Source organism: Pseudomonas sp. B23(2017), assembly GCF_002113725.1.
In the GTDB taxonomy this organism is placed as follows: Bacteria; Pseudomonadota; Gammaproteobacteria; order Pseudomonadales; family Pseudomonadaceae; genus Aquipseudomonas; species Aquipseudomonas putida_Z.
This window is the reverse complement of sequence record NZ_NEJM01000016.1, coordinates 72,142-89,958: the sequence shown is the minus strand read 5'-3', so window position 1 is coordinate 89,958 and position 17,817 is coordinate 72,142. Positions and strand designations below refer to the sequence as shown.

20 protein-coding genes and 1 riboswitch are annotated in these 17,817 nt (G+C 65.9%); of the genes, 7 read left to right on the top strand and 13 right to left on the bottom strand.

The genetic code is table 11. The features are described from left to right. Positions 1-5 precede the first annotated feature (5 nt). The 3 genes from CAG46_RS22615 (at position 6) to CAG46_RS22605 (ending at position 3,017) form a co-directional block, all read left to right on the top strand. The gene (locus tag CAG46_RS22615; protein ID WP_085617826.1) at positions 6-698 is read left to right on the top strand and encodes a response regulator transcription factor; all 693 of its coding nucleotides are present in this window, start codon (positions 6-8) and stop codon (positions 696-698) included. Continuing rightward, the gene (locus tag CAG46_RS22610; protein ID WP_085617824.1) at positions 698-2,044 is read left to right on the top strand and encodes a sensor histidine kinase; all 1,347 of its coding nucleotides are present in this window, start codon (positions 698-700) and stop codon (positions 2,042-2,044) included. Before CAG46_RS22615 ends, CAG46_RS22610 begins: the two co-directional genes overlap by 1 nt. A gap of 82 nt (positions 2,045-2,126) precedes the next feature. Further along, positions 2,127-3,017 (top strand): alpha/beta hydrolase, encoded by an 891-nt coding sequence (locus CAG46_RS22605; RefSeq protein ID WP_085617821.1) that lies wholly within the window; start codon positions 2,127-2,129, stop codon positions 3,015-3,017. A gap of 181 nt (positions 3,018-3,198) precedes the next feature. Here the strand turns inward: CAG46_RS22605 and CAG46_RS22600 are convergent, their stop codons facing one another. Further along, positions 3,199-4,404 carry an RtcB family protein gene (locus tag CAG46_RS22600; RefSeq protein ID WP_085617819.1) on the bottom strand — a complete coding sequence of 402 codons (1,206 nt, stop codon included), beginning with the start codon at positions 4,402-4,404 and terminating at the stop codon, positions 3,199-3,201. Between the two features lie 91 nt (positions 4,405-4,495). Further along, a riboswitch (FMN riboswitch) is annotated at positions 4,496-4,637 on the top strand. A gap of 80 nt (positions 4,638-4,717) precedes the next feature. Here CAG46_RS22600 and ribB point away from each other — a divergent pair. From ribB to dxs, 4 genes are all read left to right on the top strand, one after another. Then, positions 4,718-5,368 (top strand): 3,4-dihydroxy-2-butanone-4-phosphate synthase, encoded by a 651-nt coding sequence (gene ribB / locus CAG46_RS22595; RefSeq protein ID WP_025337529.1) that lies wholly within the window; start codon positions 4,718-4,720, stop codon positions 5,366-5,368. 207 nt (positions 5,369-5,575) lie between these two features. Continuing rightward, positions 5,576-5,818: an exodeoxyribonuclease VII small subunit gene (locus CAG46_RS22590; RefSeq protein WP_003255380.1), complete on the top strand. Its 243-nt coding sequence runs from the start codon at positions 5,576-5,578 to the stop codon at positions 5,816-5,818. Then, positions 5,815-6,702, top strand: coding sequence for a (2E,6E)-farnesyl diphosphate synthase (gene ispA, locus CAG46_RS22585; RefSeq protein ID WP_085617817.1), 888 nt, complete (start codon positions 5,815-5,817; stop codon positions 6,700-6,702). The genes CAG46_RS22590 and ispA overlap by 4 nt, the downstream gene beginning before the upstream one ends. Before the next feature lie 178 nt (positions 6,703-6,880). Continuing rightward, positions 6,881-8,776, top strand: a complete 1,896-nt coding sequence (gene dxs / locus CAG46_RS22580) for a 1-deoxy-D-xylulose-5-phosphate synthase (protein WP_085617815.1) — start codon at positions 6,881-6,883, stop codon at positions 8,774-8,776. 115 nt (positions 8,777-8,891) lie between these two features. Here dxs and CAG46_RS22575 read toward each other — a convergent pair whose 3' ends face one another. The 12 genes from CAG46_RS22575 to nrdR all read right to left on the bottom strand — a co-directional run bounded on the left by CAG46_RS22575 (position 8,892) and on the right by nrdR (position 17,730). Further along, positions 8,892-9,704, bottom strand: a complete 813-nt coding sequence (locus CAG46_RS22575; protein ID WP_085617812.1) for a cobalamin-binding protein — start codon at positions 9,702-9,704, stop codon at positions 8,892-8,894. Continuing rightward, the gene (locus tag CAG46_RS22570; RefSeq protein ID WP_075044459.1) at positions 9,704-10,123 is read right to left on the bottom strand and encodes an MFS transporter; all 420 of its coding nucleotides are present in this window, start codon (positions 10,121-10,123) and stop codon (positions 9,704-9,706) included. Before CAG46_RS22570 ends, CAG46_RS22575 begins: the two co-directional genes overlap by 1 nt. Beyond that, the gene (gene ribA / locus CAG46_RS22565) at positions 10,120-10,737 is read right to left on the bottom strand and encodes a GTP cyclohydrolase II (protein ID WP_003260612.1); all 618 of its coding nucleotides are present in this window, start codon (positions 10,735-10,737) and stop codon (positions 10,120-10,122) included. The genes CAG46_RS22570 and ribA overlap by 4 nt, the downstream gene beginning before the upstream one ends. 264 nt (positions 10,738-11,001) lie before the next feature. Beyond that, positions 11,002-11,745, bottom strand: coding sequence for an ABC transporter substrate-binding protein (locus CAG46_RS22560; RefSeq protein WP_085617810.1), 744 nt, complete (start codon positions 11,743-11,745; stop codon positions 11,002-11,004). Positions 11,746-11,761: 16 nt separating this feature from the next. Further along, positions 11,762-12,265 (bottom strand): phosphatidylglycerophosphatase A, encoded by a 504-nt coding sequence (locus CAG46_RS22555; RefSeq protein WP_085617808.1) that lies wholly within the window; start codon positions 12,263-12,265, stop codon positions 11,762-11,764. Continuing rightward, entirely contained in the window at positions 12,262-13,230 is a 969-nt protein-coding gene (thiL, locus tag CAG46_RS22550) for a thiamine-phosphate kinase (RefSeq protein WP_085617806.1), read from the bottom strand. The genes CAG46_RS22555 and thiL overlap by 4 nt, the downstream gene beginning before the upstream one ends. 18 nt (positions 13,231-13,248) lie before the next feature. Next, positions 13,249-13,749: a transcription antitermination factor NusB gene (gene nusB, locus CAG46_RS22545; RefSeq protein ID WP_003255393.1), complete on the bottom strand. Its 501-nt coding sequence runs from the start codon at positions 13,747-13,749 to the stop codon at positions 13,249-13,251. Further along, positions 13,746-14,222, bottom strand: a complete 477-nt coding sequence (gene ribE / locus CAG46_RS22540; RefSeq protein WP_003255395.1) for a 6,7-dimethyl-8-ribityllumazine synthase — start codon at positions 14,220-14,222, stop codon at positions 13,746-13,748. Before ribE ends, nusB begins: the two co-directional genes overlap by 4 nt. 92 nt (positions 14,223-14,314) lie before the next feature. Further along, positions 14,315-15,406 (bottom strand): bifunctional 3,4-dihydroxy-2-butanone-4-phosphate synthase/GTP cyclohydrolase II, encoded by a 1,092-nt coding sequence (gene ribBA, locus CAG46_RS22535; RefSeq protein WP_016484697.1) that lies wholly within the window; start codon positions 15,404-15,406, stop codon positions 14,315-14,317. Positions 15,407-15,424: 18 nt separating this feature from the next. Next, positions 15,425-16,090, bottom strand: coding sequence for a riboflavin synthase (locus CAG46_RS22530; RefSeq protein ID WP_003255399.1), 666 nt, complete (start codon positions 16,088-16,090; stop codon positions 15,425-15,427). Positions 16,091-16,132: 42 nt separating this feature from the next. Next, positions 16,133-17,263, bottom strand: a complete 1,131-nt coding sequence (ribD, locus tag CAG46_RS22525; protein ID WP_085617804.1) for a bifunctional diaminohydroxyphosphoribosylaminopyrimidine deaminase/5-amino-6-(5-phosphoribosylamino)uracil reductase RibD — start codon at positions 17,261-17,263, stop codon at positions 16,133-16,135. A gap of 2 nt (positions 17,264-17,265) precedes the next feature. Then, positions 17,266-17,730 (bottom strand): transcriptional regulator NrdR, encoded by a 465-nt coding sequence (gene nrdR / locus CAG46_RS22520; RefSeq protein ID WP_003255402.1) that lies wholly within the window; start codon positions 17,728-17,730, stop codon positions 17,266-17,268. Between the last annotated feature and the right edge of the window lie 87 nt (positions 17,731-17,817).

Genomic DNA, 17,817 nt, shown 5'->3' with positions numbered 1-17,817 from the left:
TCGCTGTGCCCACCTCACTTCTCCTCACCGAAGACGACCCACGCCTGCGCCAGGACCTGGAACGCCATTTCCTCAACCGGGGTTTCCGGGTGCACGCATGCGCCACCGGCGCCCAGGCCCTGAATGCCATACAGCAATCACAGTTCGAGCTGGTGCTGCTGGATATCATGCTGCCAGGCATCGACGGCCTCAGCCTGCTCGACGAGTTGCGCCAGCAGCAGGCGGTGCCGGTCATGCTGATGTCGGCGTTGGGGGCCGAGCAGGATCGCATCAGTGGCTTTACCCGGGGCGCGGACGATTACCTGCCCAAGCCCTTCAGCCTGGCCGAGCTGGACGCCCGGGTCGATGCATTGCTGCGGCGTGTGGCGTTCGATCGTGGTAAGGCGCTGCGTGCCGACGTCGGCGAGGTGATGCTCGACCAGGACCGCCAGGACGTTATCCACAACGGCAAAGCTGCCGGCCTCACCGCGTCCGAATTCCGCTTGCTGGCCACCCTGCGGGCCCACCCCGCCGAAGCCTTGAGCAAACCATTTCTCTACCAGACCGTGCTGCACCGGGCCTACACCCGCCTGGATCGCGGCCTGGATGTGCATGTGTGCAACCTGCGCCGCAAGCTGGCCGACATCGATGCCAAGCACCTGCAGATCCAGGCCGTACGCGGCCAGGGGTACATCCTGGTCGACACGGAACAAGCCTGATGCGCCGTCATCCCTTGCTATGGAAACTGGCCGTACTGCAGGTTGGCTTCTGCCTGTTGCTGACCTGGCTGATCTGGACCTGGGGCCTGTCGGTGGAGCGCAGTACCTACTTCCTGTCCCAAGCCGACCAGGACTACCTGGCGCGCTTTGCACAGCAAGCCGAACAGGCCTGGGAGCAAGGCGGCGCGGAGGGTGCCGAGGCCTGGCGCAGGCAACTGGAACAGGCCGAGGGCACTTGGGTGGCGCTGGTCGGGCCGCACCTGCAGAGCCTTGGCAGCACCCCACTGAGCGCTGAGGAAGCTAGCCACCTGACCTTCATGCGCAAGCTCGACTGGCCGATGAGCCGGCGCCTGCAGGATGAACTGCCCTACGTCAGCATCGAGTTCCCGCAACACCCCGAGCACGGTCGCCTGGTAATGCAACTGCCCGAACACCTGTTGCCTACCGGCCTGACCCCATGGACCCATGTAATCACCCATGGCGTTGCCCCCACGCTACTCGCCCTGCTGCTGGTTCTGGCGCTGTACCGCCACCTTGTGGTGCCACTGAACCGCCTGCGCGACCGCGCCGACGCCCTGCGTGCCGACGACCTCGACAGCCCGGCCCTGCCCCTGCAGGAGCGGCGCGATGAGCTTGGCGAACTGGCGCAGGCCTTCGAGCACATGGCCGGGCGCCTGCGCCAGAGCCTGGAGCAGCAGCGCCTGTTGCTGCGCACGCTGTCTCACGAACTGCGCACGCCGCTGGCGCGGCTGCGCATCGCCCATGACAGCGGCTTGCCGCCGGCCCAGTTGCGCGAGCGCCTGGACCGCGAGGTCGCCGACATGCAGAAGCTTCTGGAGGACACGCTGGACCTCGCCTGGATGGACACCGAACAGCCCAGCTTGCCGACCGAACCGGTGTTGATGGTTTCGGTGTGGGAAGCCTTGTGCCAGGACATCTGCTTCGAAAGCGGCTGGGACCGCGCCCGCCTGCCCTGCTCGCTCGGCCCCGACTGCGTGGTGCAAGCCCACCTGGACAGCCTGGCCCAAGCCCTGGAAAACCTGATGCGCAATGCCATCCGCCACTCGCCGGCCGAGGGCCGGGTCAGCCTGGATGGCTGGTTGGAGGGCGACTGCTGGCACCTGCGCCTGAGTGACCAGGGGCCCGGGGTGCCGCACGCCGAGCTCGAACGCATCTTCAAGCCCTACCAGCGGCTGGCCGACAGCGGCGCGGGCTTCGGCCTGGGCCTGGCCATCGCCCGCCGCGCCATCGAACTGCAAGGCGGTCGCTTGTGGGCCAGCAACGGTCACCCAGGCCTGTGCCTGCACATGACTTTGCCGATGGCCCGGGACTGTTTAGAAAGTTAATGCGCTTTACGCTCAATCAGGACTGATTATCATCTTGGCGTTTCTGCCTTGCGCTCCTTGCAAAGCCCTGATGAGACACCTGATGAGCAAGATGACCCTGACGCTGGCTTTGGCACTGGCCCTTGCGGCCCCTGCTGCCCTGGCGCAGCCCGAGCATCAACAGAGGATGGATACCTCGCTGCTGCAGCGCCAGGACCTGGCCTACCGCTTCAGCCAGCTCGACCTGGACTCGGCCGATGGCCAGCGTCATTACCGCTTGTGGATCGGCAAACCAGACCGCCCGGCGCCAGCGGCAGGTTACCCGGTGCTGTGGATGCTCGATGGCAACGCCGCGCTGGGGGCGCTGGACAGCCTGCTGCTGGGCAAGCTTGCCGCCGGCCAGGCGCCATTGCTGGTGGCCGTGGGGTACCAGACCGATCAGCGGATCGAGCGGGTCGGGCGTACCTATGATTACACCCCGGCATTACCTGGGCCGGCTGCGCAACTGGACCCGTTGACCGGGCAACCGAGCGGTGGCGTGGACGAGTTCCTCGATCTGCTGAGCGAGCGCATGCGGCCGCTGGTGGCGGGTGTGGCACCGATCGACCTGCAGCGGCAGACGTTGTGGGGGCATTCCTACGGTGGGTTGGCCGTGCTGCATGCGCTGTTCACCCGGCCTGGGGCTTTCAGCGACTATGTGGCGGCCAGCCCTTCGCTGTGGTGGCATGACGGTGCGATCGTGCGTGAGGCGCAGGGGCTTGACCAGCGCTTGGGTAGCAGCCGGCCTCGATTGTTGCTGATGCGCGGGAGTGAGGAGCCGGCTAACCCGCGCATGCCGGTGCAAGGGGATGTAGAACGGGCGGCGCGGGAGCTGGTGGCAGACCTGGCCAAGGTGCCGGGGTTGCAGGCACGGTTCGAGCGGATTGACGGGCTGGGGCATGGGCCGATGTTACCGGCTTCGCTGAAGCGGGTAATTGAAGGGATGTCCCGATAACCTGCACTGGCCTCTTCGCGGGTAAACCCGCTCCCACAGAGCCCCCACAGGCTTCACCTTCAGTTGCAACCTGCGCCATCACAGGCTTCATCTTTTCCTGGCAACCTGTGCCCCATAGGTTCACTCGATCCCTGTGGGAGCGGGTTTACCCGCGAAGAGGCCGGCACAGGCAGCCCCCCGGTCAGCCCTTCACACACACCACCTGCCGCAAGGTGTGCACCACCTCCACCAATTCCTGCTGCGCGCGCATCACCGCATCGATGTCCTTGTAGGCCATGGGGATCTCGTCGATCACCTCCTTGTCCTTGCGGCATTCCACATGCGCCGTGGCCCGCCGCTGGTCTTCCACGGTGAAGCGGCTCTTGGCCTTGGTCCGGCTCATCACCCGGCCGGCACCATGGCTGCAGGAACAGAAAGATTCCTCGTTGCCCAGCCCTCGCACGATGAAGCTCTTGGCCCCCATCGAGCCGGGAATGATGCCCAACTGCCCTTTCTGCGCCGACACCGCCCCCTTGCGCGTCACCAGCACCTCTCGGCCAAAATGCTGCTCGCGCTGCACATAGTTGTGGTGGCAGTTCACCGCTTCCAGGCTGGCCTCGAACGGTTTGCCCAGCGCCTTGCGAGCCGCACCGACCACCGCCAGCATCATCAGCTCGCGGTTCTGCCTGGCGTAGTCCTGCGCCCACTCCACCGCTTCGACGTAGTCGGCGAAATGGCGGCTGCCTTCCTCGAAATACGCCAGGTCCTTGTCCGGCAGGTTGGCCAGGTGCTGGCGCATGTCGGCCTGGGCCAGTTCGATGAACAGGTTGCCGATGGCATTGCCCACGCCCCGGGAGCCGCTGTGCAGCATGAACCAGACGCGGTCGGCCTCGTCCAGGCACACCTCGATGAAGTGGTTGCCGCCGCCCAGCGTCCCCAGGTGATGGCGGTTATTGGTCATCTCCAGCCGCGGGTACTTGTCGGTGATGGCCTTGAAGCGCCCGGCCAGCTGCCCCCAGGCCTTGTCCGCCTTGGCTGGCACATCGGCCCAGGCGCCCTGGTCACGTTTGCCGAAGGTCTTGCCATGCGGCACGGCGTGCTCGATGGCATTGCGCAGGCCATGCAGGTTGTCCGGCAGGTCGCGGGCGTGCAGCGACGTGCGCGCGGCGATCATGCCGCAGCCGATATCCACACCCACCGCGGCGGGGATGATCGCGCCAACCGTGGGTATCACACTGCCGATGGTCGAGCCCTTGCCAAGGTGCACGTCCGGCATCACTGCCAGGTGCTTGAAGATGAACGGCATCCTGGCCGTGTTGAGCAGTTGCTTGCGGGCGTCGTCTTCCACCGGTACGCCGTCGGTCCACAACTTGACCGGCTTGCCGCCGGCGACCTGGAGAATGTCCATGGGGTTGTTCCTCGAATGCATAGCCGAATGATACCGCCAAAGGTCGTAGAGCCGTGGGTTGCCAGCGAGGTGGCAATGTGCTGTATGCTTGGCGGGTCTTCAGGGCGGGGTGAAAGTCCCCACCGGCGGTAAATCGAAAGATGAGCCCGCGAGCGCCCCGGCCATGCCGGGGGTCAGCAGATCTGGTGAGACTCCAGAGCCGACGGTCATAGTCCGGATGAAAGAAGGCGTCAGGCAGGGGCCATCCGGGCGCCCCTGCGCGCGCATTTTGTTCGCCCCGAGACGTTCATCGATCATTCACGAGGAGCGTTTCATGTCCACCAGGCACCACCCGCAATTCCCCAATGTCAGCGCCGCCATCGCCGCCTTCCAGGCCGGGCGCCCTGTGCTGCTGCTCGACGACGACGACCGCGAGGACGAAGCGGACATCATCGCCGCCGCCGAGAACATCTCGCTGCAGACCATGGCCATGATGATTCGCGATTGCAGCGGCATCGTCTGCCTGTGCCTGGACGAGGCCACCGTCGACGAACTGCAACTGGCACCCATGGTGCAGAACAACCAGGCCCGCCATGGCACCGGCTTCACCGTCACCATCGAAGCGGCGGAAGGCATCACCACCGGGGTGTCCGCCCAGGACCGCATCACCACCATTGGCGCGGCACTGCGCTCCACCGCGGACCAGCGCCATATCGTCAGCCCGGGGCATGTGTTCCCGCTGCGCGCCCGCAATGGCGGGGTGCTGACCCGCCGTGGCCACACCGAAGGCTCGGTGGATCTGGCACGCCTGGCCGGGTTGCGCCCGGCGGCAGTGCTGTGCGAACTGATGAACCCCGATGGCACGATGGCCCGTGGCGAACAGGTGGCGGTGTATGCGCGGCAATACAATCTGCCGGTGCTGACCATCGAGGAACTGGCGCGGTACCGTGAGGCCATGCTGGAGCTGGAAGCAGAGCCAGCCTGATCCACCGCACGGGGCCGCTTTGCGGCCCATTCGCGGGTAAACCCGCTCCCACAGGGACCGCGCAGACTCGGGACCGGTGCAGTACCTGTGGGAGCGGGTTTACCCGCGAAGAGGCCGGCAAGTCCAACCTCAGGTTGCCGGAAGTTTGCTCCCCCCGCCCCGCTCTGCTAGTGTCGCGCCGTTCTGAATGCCACCGAGACAGTCGCCATGGCCCGCAAAAAAGCCTCCCTCGATTTCGAGCAATCCCTCGCAGACCTGCAAGCACTGGTCGAGCGCCTGGAGAACGGCGAGTTGTCGCTGGAAGAGTCGCTGGCCGCCTTCGAGCAAGGCATCGCCCTGACCCGCGATTGCCAGGGCGCCCTGGCCCAGGCCGAACAGAAGGTGCAGATCCTGCTGGAACGCGATGGCGAACTGGCAGCACAGCCCTTCGACGCGGAGCCGGAAGCATGATCGGCACCTACCAGGCCAGCTGCCAGGCGCGGGTCGACGCCGCCCTCGAACCGTTGTTCGTCGCCCCGACCAAGGAACTCGAACGCCTTTACGCCGCCATGCGCTACAGCGTGATGAACGGTGGCAAACGAGTTCGTCCGCTGCTGGCCTACGCGGCCTGCGAAGCCTTGGGCGCCCCGGCCGAACAGGCCAACGGCGCAGCCTGTGCGGTGGAACTGATCCACGCGTACTCGCTGGTGCATGACGACCTGCCGGCCATGGATGACGACGACCTGCGCCGCGGCCAGCCGACCACCCACAAAGCCTTCGATGAAGCCTGCGCGATCCTCGCCGGCGACGGTTTGCAGAGCCTGGCCTTCAGCGCCCTGCTCGACCCGCGCCTGAGCCCGCAGGCCGACAGCATTCGCCTGGCCATGGTCCAGGCCCTGGCCAAGGCTGCCGGCCCGGCAGGCATGGTCGGTGGCCAGGCCATCGACCTGGGCTCGGTTGGCCTGAAGCTGGACCAGCAGGCCCTGGAGTTCATGCACCGGCACAAGACCGGTGCGCTGATCGAAGCCAGCGTGCGCCTCGGCGCCCTGGCCAGCGCCCGCGCCGAACAGGCGCAACTGGATGCCCTGCAGACCTACGCACAGGCCATCGGCCTGGCGTTCCAGGTGCAGGACGACATCCTCGACGTGGAAAGCGATACCGCCACCCTGGGCAAACGCCAGGGGGCCGATATCGCCCGTGACAAACCGACCTACCCGGCGCTGCTGGGCCTGGAAGCGGCCAAGGCCTATGCGATCGAACTGCGCGACCAGGCGCTGGTCGCACTGAGTGAGTTCGACGACAAGGCCGAGCCGCTGCGAGCGCTGGCACGTTACATCGTCGAACGCCGCAATTAAGCAACGACACCAATCCCCTGTAGGAGCGGGTTTACCCGCGAATGCGATGTTGAGTCTACCGCCGCATTCGCGGGTGAACCCGCTCCCACAGGGGCCGCGTAACCCGTGGTTGAATGGGCAGTATTTCCTACAATGGGGTAAACTGCCGCGTCTTCACACACCTATAACGACTCGCCTGATGCCCACGACGTTTCAAGAGATCCCCCGCGAACGCCCGGTCACGCCGTTGCTCGACCGCGCTGACACGCCTGCCGGCCTGCGCCGGCTGGCCGAAGCCGACCTGGAGACCCTGGCCGACGAACTGCGCCAGGAACTGCTCTACACCGTGGGTCAGACCGGTGGGCATTTTGGTGCCGGCCTGGGTGTCATCGAGCTGACCATCGCCCTGCACTACGTCTTCGACACCCCCGACGACCGGCTGGTGTGGGACGTGGGCCACCAGGCCTACCCGCACAAGATCCTCACCGGGCGCCGTAACCGCATGCTCAGCCTGCGCCAGAAGGACGGCATCGCCGCCTTCCCGCGCCGCAGCGAGAGCGAGTACGACACCTTCGGCGTCGGCCACTCCAGCACCTCGATCAGCGCCGCACTGGGCATGGCCATTGCCGCCCGCCTGCAGAACAGCAACCGCAAGTCGATCGCGGTGATCGGGGACGGCGCGCTGACCGCCGGCATGGCCTTCGAGGCGTTGAACCACGCCCAGGAAGTCAACGCCGACATGCTGGTGATCCTCAACGACAACGACATGTCGATTTCGCGCAATGTCGGCGGCCTGTCCAACTACCTGGCCAAGATCCTCTCCAGCCGCACCTACGCGAGCATGCGCGAAGGCAGCAAGAAAGTGCTGTCGCGCCTGCCGGGCGCCTGGGAAATCGCCCGCCGCACCGAGGAGTACGCCAAAGGCATGCTGGTGCCGGGCACGCTGTTCGAAGAACTGGGCTGGAACTACATCGGCCCGATCGACGGCCACGACCTGCCGACCATGATCGCCACACTGCGCAACATGCGTGACCTCAAGGGCCCGCAGTTCCTGCACGTGGTGACCAAGAAGGGCAAGGGCTTCGCCCCGGCCGAGATCGACCCGATCGGCTACCACGCCATCACCAAGCTGGAGCCGGCCGACAAACCCGCCGCACCGAAGAAAGCCAGCGGCCCGAAATACTCGGCGGTGTTCGGCCAGTGGCTGTGCGACATGGCTGCCGCCGACAACCGCCTGGTGGGCATTACCCCGGCGATGAAGGAAGGCTCCGACCTGGTCGACTTCAGCGAGCGCTACCCGGAGCGTTACTTCGACGTGGCGATCGCCGAGCAGCATGCCGTGACCCTGGCGGCCGGCATGGCCTGCGAGGGCAGCAAGCCGGTGGTGGCGATCTACTCTACCTTCCTGCAGCGCGCCTACGACCAGCTGATCCACGACGTGGCGGTACAGAACCTCGACGTGCTGTTCGCCATCGACCGCGCCGGCCTGGTCGGCGAAGACGGCCCGACCCATGCGGGCAGCTACGACCTGTCGTACCTGCGCTGCATCCCGGGCATGCTGGTGATGACCCCAAGCGACGAGAACGAGCTGCGCAAGATGCTCAGCACCGGCCACCTGTACAACGGCCCGGCGGCTGTGCGCTACCCGCGTGGCACCGGCCCGAACGCGCCGATCAGTGGTGACCTGGAACCGCTGGAAATCGGCAAGGGCGTGGTCCGTCGCCAGGGCGAGAAAGTCGCCTTGCTGGTGTTCGGCGTGCAACTGGCCGAGGCCATGCAGGTGGCTGAGCAGATCAACGCTACCGTGGTCGACATGCGCTTCGTCAAACCGCTGGACGAGGCACTGGTGCTGGAACTGGCCGCAAACCATGAGCTGCTGGTGACCATCGAAGAAAACGCCATCATGGGCGGTGCCGGTGCGGCTGTGGGTGAGTTCCTGGCCAGCCAGGCGATCGTGAAACCGCTGCTGCACCTGGGGTTGCCGGACATCTATGTCGAGCATGCCAAGCCTGCGCAGATGCTGGCTGAGTGTGGGCTTGATGCGGCCGGGATCGGGGCTTCGGTGAAGGCCCGCATGGCCAGGCTCGGGCTTTGATTTTTTGGGGCCGCTTTGCGGCCCATCGCGACACAAGGCCGCTCCTACAGGCACCGCGCAGTTCTTTGTAGGAGCGGCCTTGCGTCGCGATCGAGGGCGCAGCCCTCGCAAAAGCTCACTTGGGCGTTGGCGCGTTAGCCTCGAGCAGCGCACACAAGCGCGCCGTAGCTTCGATCATCTGCCCACTAGGCCGCTCCAGGCCTTTGTCTGGCACCACCAGTAAACGATCATCGGCAACCGCGCGCAGTTGCGGCCAGGCCTTCCAACTCTCCAGCTGCGCCCCATCACCCGCCAGAATGACCTGCGGGTTGCGCAGCAGCACAGACTCCACATTTACCTGCGGCGCCGGCTGGGTGAGATCGGCGAAGACATTACGCGCGCCGCAAACGGCCAGGGCATCGCTGACCACCTGCCGGCCACCGAGCGTATACAGCGGTCGGTCCCAGACCTGGTAGAACACCTGCAGGGGCTCGTCCCGTCGATACTGCTGGCGCAGCTGCCGCAGCCGGTCACGCAGGGCCTGGGCATACCGATGGCCCTGTTCGGCACGGCCGATACGTTCGGCGATGGCTTCGATCTGCTCGATCAGCTGGTCGATGTCATGGGGTTCTGCGCTGTACGTTGCGATACCTAGGCGCTTGAGCTGGCCACGTTGGGCCGGCGACACGCTGCCCGGCCACAGCAGCAACAGGTCGGGGCGAAGGCTGAGCAAGCGTTCGAGGTCCAGTTGCCCCTGGCGCCCCACCGAGGGCAGCTCGCGCAGCGCCGCCGGCCGTTCGCCACCGTCGAGCACACCGACCAGCAGGTCATCGGCCTGCAGTTCGAGCATGATCTCGCTCATCGACGGGGCCAGGCTGACCACCCGCAGGGGTTCGGCGGCCAGTGCGGAGCAGGCGAACAGTGCCAGCAGGCCCGGCAGCAGGCGCATCAGCCGAGCTGGCGTGGAATGCGATAGAGGTACAGCACCACTGCGGTGGACAACGCCAGCAGGATCTGCGGCACCGCCTCGAGGCCGACCAGCACCGACAAGGCGGCGACCCAGGCCGGGAAGCAGGCATACAGCATGGCCAGGCGCCGCACCCGCGCCAGCTCGATCCAGGCGGCAGGCTCTTCGCCAGTGCCGAGCACCTTGGACGTAGCGATGAGGGCGCGCTTGTAGGCACCGAAGCGCGGCAGGCTGAGGAACATGGTCGCCGCGCCGGCAATGAACAGTGGCATGGCCAGCACCGAGGCCAGCGCATCACCGCCACCGAAGGCCCAGGCCATCACTGGCAGCGGCACCAGGCCCACCGCCAGGTACTGCCACCAGGCCAGCGCCAGGCGCCGCTTGACCTCGGCGCGGGTCACGCCTGAGGCACCTCGCCCTGGTGCTCGTTACCCAGCATGTGGCCCAGCTTGCCGGCCTTGGTTGCCAGGTAGTAGCGGTTGTGCGGATTGTGCCCGGTGTGCAGTGGTACGCGCTCGGCGACGACGATGTTCATGTCGGTCAGGGCTTTGACCTTGCGCGGGTTGTTGGTCATCAGGCGCAGCGACTTCACGCCCAGGTGCTCCAGCATCGGCAGGCACATGGCGTAGTCGCGCTGGTCGGCGGCAAAGCCCAGGCGCTCGTTGGCCTCGACGGTATCGGCGCCACCATCTTGCAGCTCGTAGGCGCGAATCTTGTTCAGCAGGCCGATGCCACGGCCTTCCTGACGCAGGTACAGCAGCACGCCACGGCCTTCACGGGCGATGGCCTGCAGCGCGGCTTCCAGCTGCGAGCCGCAGTCGCAGCGCTGGCTGAACAGGGCATCGCCGGTCAGGCACTCGGAGTGCAGGCGCCCCAGCACCGGCTGGCCGTCCGCGATGTCACCCAGGCTGAGCACCACGTGCTCACGGCCAGTGGCTTCGTCGAGGAAGCCATGCATGGTGAAGGTCGCGAAGGGAGTCGGGAGTTTAGAGGCGGCAACAAAGACGACGGGCACGTTGTGCTCCTGGAATAAGTTGAAAATTTCTCGTGGGCCGATTGTATCAGCAGGTTGGGGGATGTGGGCTGGCTGAATACCGTGGCTTAAGATCGAAAAGTTCGATGCTTATTAGGCCATCGATCAACCCTGCCCCCTACGCGGGCTTCTGTGGGAGCGGGTTTACCCGCGAAGAAGGTAACGCGGTGCCTGGCACCGGCTTCGCCGGTGTTCGCGGGTAAACCCGCTCCCACAGGGACCGCACAGGCCTTGGTGCTCTGCGCCTCAATGCGGTTTGCTATTCGGGCTGAACGGATACGGCTGTTGCCAGTGCTCGAAGATCGGCTTCAGCTCGCCACTGCGCACCAGCTCGGCCATGCGCTTGTCGAACAGGTCGCGCAGGGCGTTGGCCTGGTCGTTGCGGGCAAAGGCCAGGTACAGCGGCAGCTCGGCCACATGGGTGCGGCGGAAGCGCTCGGGTTGGGAGGTCTGGCCGAGCACGTAGTCGATCTCGGTCAGCGCATCGATGTAGTAGTCCACGCGGTCATGCTCGAGCATCGGCAAAATACCTTCGCGGCGCTGGACTTCGCGAAAGTCATGCACATTGGGCAGGTAGCTGCCGAAGTCGTAGCCTCGCACCCAGGCCAGGCGGTAATGGCCTATGGTCTGCTGGGTAGGCACAGGCTTGCTGACCAGCCCCAGGGCGTAGATGTGGTCCATGTCGAAGTGCCAGCGCGGGTAAAGATTGTCGTCGTTCTCGTCCTTGTACGAGCCTACCCAGGCGTCAGCCTCGCCACGCTTGACCAGCCCGATCGCACGGCTGTAAGGCGCGCTCTGGGTCACCACCTTGACCCCCGCCGGCTCGAATACCTTGCGCAGCACGTCCCAGGCCACCCCGGTACCGTCGGCGTTGGTGTAGTCGAGCCACTCTTCGCTGACCAGGTGGATCTGCTTCGGCACACTTTCGGCAGCCGCCGCCCACGGGGCAAGGCTCAGCAGCATTGCCAGCAGCACCGTCCTCATGGCCATTCACACGCTCCCTGTATCAGGCAACCGCCCACACCAGAACCTGCATCCCCAGCCAGGCAAACACGCCGGCCAGGATATCGTCGAGCATGATCCCGACACCCCCATGCACATGGCGGTCGACCCAGCGGATCGGCCACGGCTTGAGGATGTCGAAGAAGCGGAACATCAGGAACCCCGCCAGCAGCCACTGCCAGCCTTCCGGCACCAGCCAGAGGGTTATCCACATGCCGACGATCTCGTCCCAGACAATACCTTCATGGTCGTGCACGCGCAGGTCATTGGCGACCTTGCCGCAGAGCCAGAAGCCGAACAGCATGCTCACGCCCAGCAACAGCCAGTAGCCCCAGTCCGGCAGCATCTGCCACAGCGGGATGAACGGTATGGCCACCAGCGAGCCCCAGGTGCCCGGCGCCTTGGGCAAGGTGCCGGAACCGAAACCGAAGGCGATGAAGTGCCACGGGTTGCGCCAGACCGAAGGCGGAACGAACTCCGCAGGCACCTGGTGGGGGTGGTCGGTCACGGTGTCTCCCTAAAGTGTTGATAGCCGCGTTGCCGCGGGGTGATGTCCTGGCCCTGCTGGTCGCGCAGACTGACACCCTGCCCTTCGAGCACTCGCCCGATGACATGGAACGCAGCCAGGCGTTGTGCCTGCAGGGATGAAAGCTCGGCTGGCGGCAAGGTGAACGCCAGCACATAGTCGTCGCCACCGGTCAGCGCCGCCTGCACGGCGGCCTCGGCACCGAGGAACCCCTGCAGAGCGGCTGACACCGGTACCTGCTCCAGGTTCACCTCGAGCGCCACACGGGAGGCCTTGGCGATATGCCCGCAGTCGGCCAGCAAGCCGTCGGAAATATCCAGCGCCGAGGTGGCACGCCCGCGCAGCAGTCGGCCCAGGGCGAACTGTGGCGATGGCGACCAGTAATGGTCGAGCAACGGTTGCGCCAGCGCGGTATCAGCCTGGCGCTGACCCAGCACCAGCGGCAAGGCCCCTGCCGCGTTGCCCAACTCGCCACCAACGCACAGCAGGTCGCCCGGGCGAGCGCCGTCCCGGCGCAACGCCTGCCCCGCCGGAACCCGGCCGAACACGGTCATGGTGATACTCAGGGGGCCACGGGTGGTATCGCCACCGATCAGGCTCAGCTGGCAGTGGCCGGCCATGCGGTTGAGGCCGCTGGCATAGGCCTGCAGCCAGTCGGCGCTGACCTCGGGCAAGGTCAGGGCGAGGGTAAAACCGATGGGGGTGGCGCCCATGGCAGCCAGGTCGCTGGCCGCCACGGCCAGCGAGCGCTGGCCGAGCAACCAGGGGTCGCACACCGCCGGAAAATGCACCCCGGCAACCAGGGTGTCGGTAGACACCGCCAGTTGCTCGCCGGCGGGAAGGCTCAGCAGGGCGCAGTCGTCACCGATGCCCAGGGCCACGCCTTCACCGCCTTGCGCACAGGGCGCGGCGGCGAAGTAATGGCTGATCAGCTCGAACTCACCCATGGTCCGCAAGCGCCAGGATCAGCGCTTGTTCGCCTTGACTTCTGCTTCGCGCAGGGCCGGGGCGAGCTTGTCCAGCACGCCGTTGACGAACTTGTGGCCGTCGGTGGCGCCGAAGACCTTGGCCAGTTCCACGCCTTCGTTGATCACTACGCGGTACGGCACGTCAACGCGCTTGATCAGTTCCCAGGTGGACAGGCGCAGCACGGCCAGCTCGACCGGGTCGAGCTCTTCCAGTGCGATGGTCATGCACGGCACCAACGCTTTGTCGATTTCGCCCTTGATTGCCGGGACCCCATGCAGGATCTCGCGGAAATAGGCACCGTCGACATCGGTGAAATCGTTATCGACCCGGAACTGCGCTTCGATCTCGTTAAGCGAATGCTGCGCCATGTGCCACTGGTACAGTGCCTGGGTCGCGAGCTTGCGGGCTTCGCGGCGCTTGGCGCTCTTCGATGGCTTGCCGGCATCCGCAGGTTTTGGATCGCGCGGGTTGAAACGATCGCTTTCGTCGCTAATCACTTGGCCTCCAACTGCGCCAGCAGGCTGACCATTTCCAGAGCGGACAGGGCAGCTTCAGCACCTTTGTTGCCGGCCTTGGTGCCGGAACGCTCGATGGCCTGTTCGATGGAGTCGACGGTCAGTACGCCGAAGGCCACCGGAACACCGAACTCCATGGACACCTGGGCCAGGCCCTTGGTGCATTCGCCCGCCACGTATTCGAAGTGCGGGGTACCACCACGGATCACGGCGCCCAGGGCGATGATCGCGTCGTAGGCGCCTTGCTGGGCGACCTTCTGTGCCACCAGCGGGATTTCGAATGCACCCGGGGCACGGATGATGGTGATGTCGCTTTCGCTGACACCGTGGCGTACCAGGGCGTCAACGGCACCGCTTACCAGGCTTTCGACGACGAAGCTGTTGAAGCGGCCAACCACCAAAGCATAGCGACCTTTGGGGGCGATGAAGGTACCTTCGATGGTCTTCAGGGTCATTCCGATATTCTCATCTTCAAGAGCGAGGCCGCATGCTGGCGGCCTCGACAGGGGTATGGACTCGAGCTGGAGGGCGTCACTGCCGCCTCAAGTCACTCGGAGGGCACGTATTCTACAACTTCCAGATCGAATCCGGATATCGCGTTGAACTTCATCGGCGAACTCATCAGGCGCATCTTGCGCACACCGAGGTCACGCAGGATCTGCGAACCGGCACCCACGGTGCTGTAGGTGGTCGGTGCCTTGGCGGGTGCATCGCCCGCGCTTTCGCGGATGTGCGCCAGCAGCACGTCGCCGTCCAGCGGGTGGCCCAGCAGCAATACCACGCCGCTGCCGGCCTCGGCCACGGCGGCCATGGCGGCGCGCAGGCTCCAGCGGCCCGGTTGCTTGACCAGCAGCAGGTCGCGCAGCGGGTCCATGTTGTGCACGCGCACCAGGGTCGGCTCTTCGGCGCAGATCTTGCCCAGGGTCAGGGCCATGTGCACGTCGCCTTCCACCGCGTCGCGGTAGGTGACCAGGTTGAACTCGCCCAGCTCGCTCTCCACCGGTTGCTCGGAGACGCGCTGCACGGTGCGCTCGTGGATCATGCGGTAGTGGATCAGGTCGGCGATGGTGCCGATCTTCAGGCCGTGCTCGGCGGCGAACACTTCCAGTTCGGCGCGGCGCGACATGGTGCCGTCGTCGTTCATCACTTCGCAGATCACGCCGCTCGGCTCGAAACCGGCCATGCGCGCCAGGTCGCACGCGGCCTCGGTGTGGCCGGCACGGGCCAGGGTACCGCCAGGCTGGGCCATCAGCGGGAAGATGTGGCCAGGGCTGACGATGTCTTCGGCCTTGGCGTCCTTGGCAGCGGCCGCCTGCACGGTGCGTGCACGGTCAGCGGCGGAGATGCCGGTGGTGACACCTTCGGCGGCTTCGATCGACACGGTGAACTTGGTGCCGAAGCCCGAGCCGTTGCGCGGCGCCATCAGCGGCAGCTTCAGCGTTTCGCAACGCTCGCGGGTCATCGGCATGCAGATCAGGCCACGGGCGTGCTTGGCCATGAAGTTGATGTGCTCGGGCAGGCAGCACTCGGCTGCCATGATGATGTCGCCCTCGTTTTCGCGGTCTTCGTCATCCATGAGGATGACCATTTTGCCCTGGCGGATGTCTTCGACCAGTTCTTCGATGCTGTTGAGCGCCACGCGGCACCCCCTTCTCAATCAGGATTTCAAGAAGCCGTTGGCGGCCAGGAAGCTTTCGGTAATGCCACTGCCCTTGCTCGGTTCGGCGGCCTTGTCACCCAGCAGCAGACGCTCCAGGTAACGGGCCAGCAGGTCGACCTCAAGGTTTACCCGACGCCCTGCACGGTAGTCGGCCATGATGGTTTCGGACAGGGTGTGCGGGACAATGGTCAGCTCGAACTCGGCGCCATTGACCTCGTTGACCGTCAGGCTGGTGCCGTCGACGGTGATCGAACCCTTGTGGGCGATGTACTTGGCCAGTTCCTTCGGTGCACGCACGCGGAACTGGATGGCGCGGGCGTTATCGCTGCGCGAGATGATTTCGCCGACCCCGTCGACGTGGCCGCTGACCAGGTGCCCGCCCAGCCGGGTGGTGGGGGTCAGGGCTTTTTCCAGGTTGACCTTGCTGCCGCTCTTGAGGTCGATGAAGGCGGTGCGCTTGAGGGTTTCGACGCTGACGTCGGCCCAGAAGCCGTCACCCGGCAGTTCGACGGCGGTCAGGCACACGCCGTTGACGGCGATGCTGTCGCCGAGCTTGACGTCACCCAGGTCGAGCTTGCCGGTTTCGACGTAGACGCGCACGTCGCCACCCTTGGGGGTCAGGCTGCGGATGGTGCCGATGGATTCGATGATGCCGGTGAACATGGGGTCTTCCTCAAAAACGGTTTGCGCGGGGCAAGCCTGGCATTATACGCCGGGCGCCGGCAGGGGGATGGCCGTGACCCGCCAGTCATCGCCCACTGCGCGCATTTCGGTAATTTTCAGCCGCGGCGCTTCGCTCATCTTGTCCAGTGGCCAGTCCAGCAGCGGGCGGGCCTGGGAACCGAGGAAAGTGCCGGCGACGAACAACTGATACTCGTCGATCAGGCCTTGCCGGGCGAAGGCGCCGACCAGGCCGGCACCGGCTTCCAGCAGGATTTCGTTGACGCCACGGGTTGCCAGGGCCTGCAGCAGCGCCGGCAGGCCTACCTGGCCATTGTCTCCCGGCAGGCTGAGCAGTTCGTGGCCGGCAGCGGCATAGCGCGGGTCATCTGCGACAGCGGTCACCACCAGTGCCGGACCAGCCTGGAAGAACGGTGCATCCAGCGGCAGGCGCAGGCGGCCATCGACCAGCACGCGCAGCGGTGTGCGGCTGAGTGCCAGGGCGGTGGTTTCGGCATCCAGGCCCAGCTCGGCGCCGCGCACGGTCATCCGCGCGTTATCGGCCAACACGCTGGCGGCGCTGGTCAGCACCACGCTGGAGCGGGCGCGCAGGCGCTGCACCGCCGAGCGGGCGGCCGGGCCGGTGATCCACTGGCTTTCGCCACTGGCCATGGCGGTGCGGCCATCCAGGCTCATGGCCAGCTTGGCGCGAACGAACGGCAGGCCGTGCTCCATGCGTTTGAGGAAACCGGGGTTGAGTGCGCGGGCCTCGGCCTCGAGCACGCCGCTGGCCACTTCGATACCGGCCTCGGCCAGGCGCCGCAGGCCCTGCCCCGCCACTTGCGGGTTGGGGTCCTGCATGGCGGCTACCACCCGTGCTACCCCGGCCTTGACCAGCGCTTCGGCGCACGGCGGCGTGCGGCCATGGTGGCTGCACGGCTCGAGGGTGACATAGGCACAGGCGCCACGGGCACGCTCACCGGCCTGGCGCAGGGCATGCACTTCGGCATGCGGCTCGCCGGCGCGCACATGCCAACCTTCGCCAACCACCTCGCCATCGCGCACGATCACGCAGCCTACGCGCGGGTTCGGGTGGGTGGTGTACAGGCCCTTGCGCGCCAACTCCAGCGCGCGGGCCATGTAGTGGGCGTCGAGGATGGCAGCTTGGCTGGGCATGGTCACTCTTTAGCCGGCTCGCGAGCCAGGCGGTCGATTTCTTCGCGGAACTCGTCGAGGTCCTGGAAGCGGCGGTAAACCGAGGCAAAACGGATATAGGCCACTTCGTCGAGCTTGCGCAGCTCGGCCATGACCATCTCACCCACCACCAGCGATTTGACTTCACGCTCGCCGGTGGCACGCAGGCGGCTCTTGATATGCGCCAGCGCAGCTTCCAGGCGCTCGACGCTGACCGGGCGCTTTTCCAGAGCCCGCTGCATGCCAGCGCGCAGTTTTTCTTCGTCGAAGGGTTGGCGCGTGCCGTCCTGCTTGATCAGCCGGGGCAGCACCAGCTCGGCGGTTTCGAAGGTAGTGAAGCGCTCGCCGCAGGCGACGCATTCACGGCGGCGGCGCACCTGCTCGCCCTCGGCGACGAGGCGAGAGTCGATGACCTTGGTGTCGTTGGCACCGCAAAAGGGACAGTGCATGGTGGCAGGCAACAAAAAAAGGGAGGGCCATGGTAGCGCATCCCACTGGCAAGACAAGCCAAAGGGGTTAACATCCATGGGAAATCT

Bases quoted from the DNA above. Each gene is read 5' to 3' on its own strand.
- CAG46_RS22610 (WP_085617824.1), top strand. From the start codon at position 698: ATGCGCCGTCATCCCTTGCTATGGAAACTGGCCGTACTGCAGGTTGGC.
- ribD (WP_085617804.1), bottom strand. From the start codon at position 17,263: ATGCCCAGCCAAGCTGCCATCCTCGACGCCCACTACATGGCCCGCGCG.
- thiL (WP_085617806.1), bottom strand. From the start codon at position 13,230: ATGGGTGAGTTCGAGCTGATCAGCCATTACTTCGCCGCCGCGCCCTGT.
- nrdR (WP_003255402.1), bottom strand. From the start codon at position 17,730: ATGCACTGTCCCTTTTGCGGTGCCAACGACACCAAGGTCATCGACTCT.
- CAG46_RS22600 (WP_085617819.1), bottom strand. From the start codon at position 4,404: ATGGACATTCTCCAGGTCGCCGGCGGCAAGCCGGTCAAGTTGTGGACC.
- dxs (WP_085617815.1), top strand. From the start codon at position 6,881: ATGCCCACGACGTTTCAAGAGATCCCCCGCGAACGCCCGGTCACGCCG.
- CAG46_RS22560 (WP_085617810.1), bottom strand. From the start codon at position 11,745: ATGGCCATGAGGACGGTGCTGCTGGCAATGCTGCTGAGCCTTGCCCCG.
- ribB (WP_025337529.1), top strand. From the start codon at position 4,718: ATGTCCACCAGGCACCACCCGCAATTCCCCAATGTCAGCGCCGCCATC.
- CAG46_RS22575 (WP_085617812.1), bottom strand. From the start codon at position 9,704: ATGCGCCTGCTGCCGGGCCTGCTGGCACTGTTCGCCTGCTCCGCACTG.
- CAG46_RS22590 (WP_003255380.1), top strand. From the start codon at position 5,576: ATGGCCCGCAAAAAAGCCTCCCTCGATTTCGAGCAATCCCTCGCAGAC.
- CAG46_RS22605 (WP_085617821.1), top strand. From the start codon at position 2,127: ATGAGCAAGATGACCCTGACGCTGGCTTTGGCACTGGCCCTTGCGGCC.
- CAG46_RS22530 (WP_003255399.1), bottom strand. From the start codon at position 16,090: ATGTTCACCGGCATCATCGAATCCATCGGCACCATCCGCAGCCTGACC.
- ribE (WP_003255395.1), bottom strand. From the start codon at position 14,222: ATGACCCTGAAGACCATCGAAGGTACCTTCATCGCCCCCAAAGGTCGC.
- ispA (WP_085617817.1), top strand. From the start codon at position 5,815: ATGATCGGCACCTACCAGGCCAGCTGCCAGGCGCGGGTCGACGCCGCC.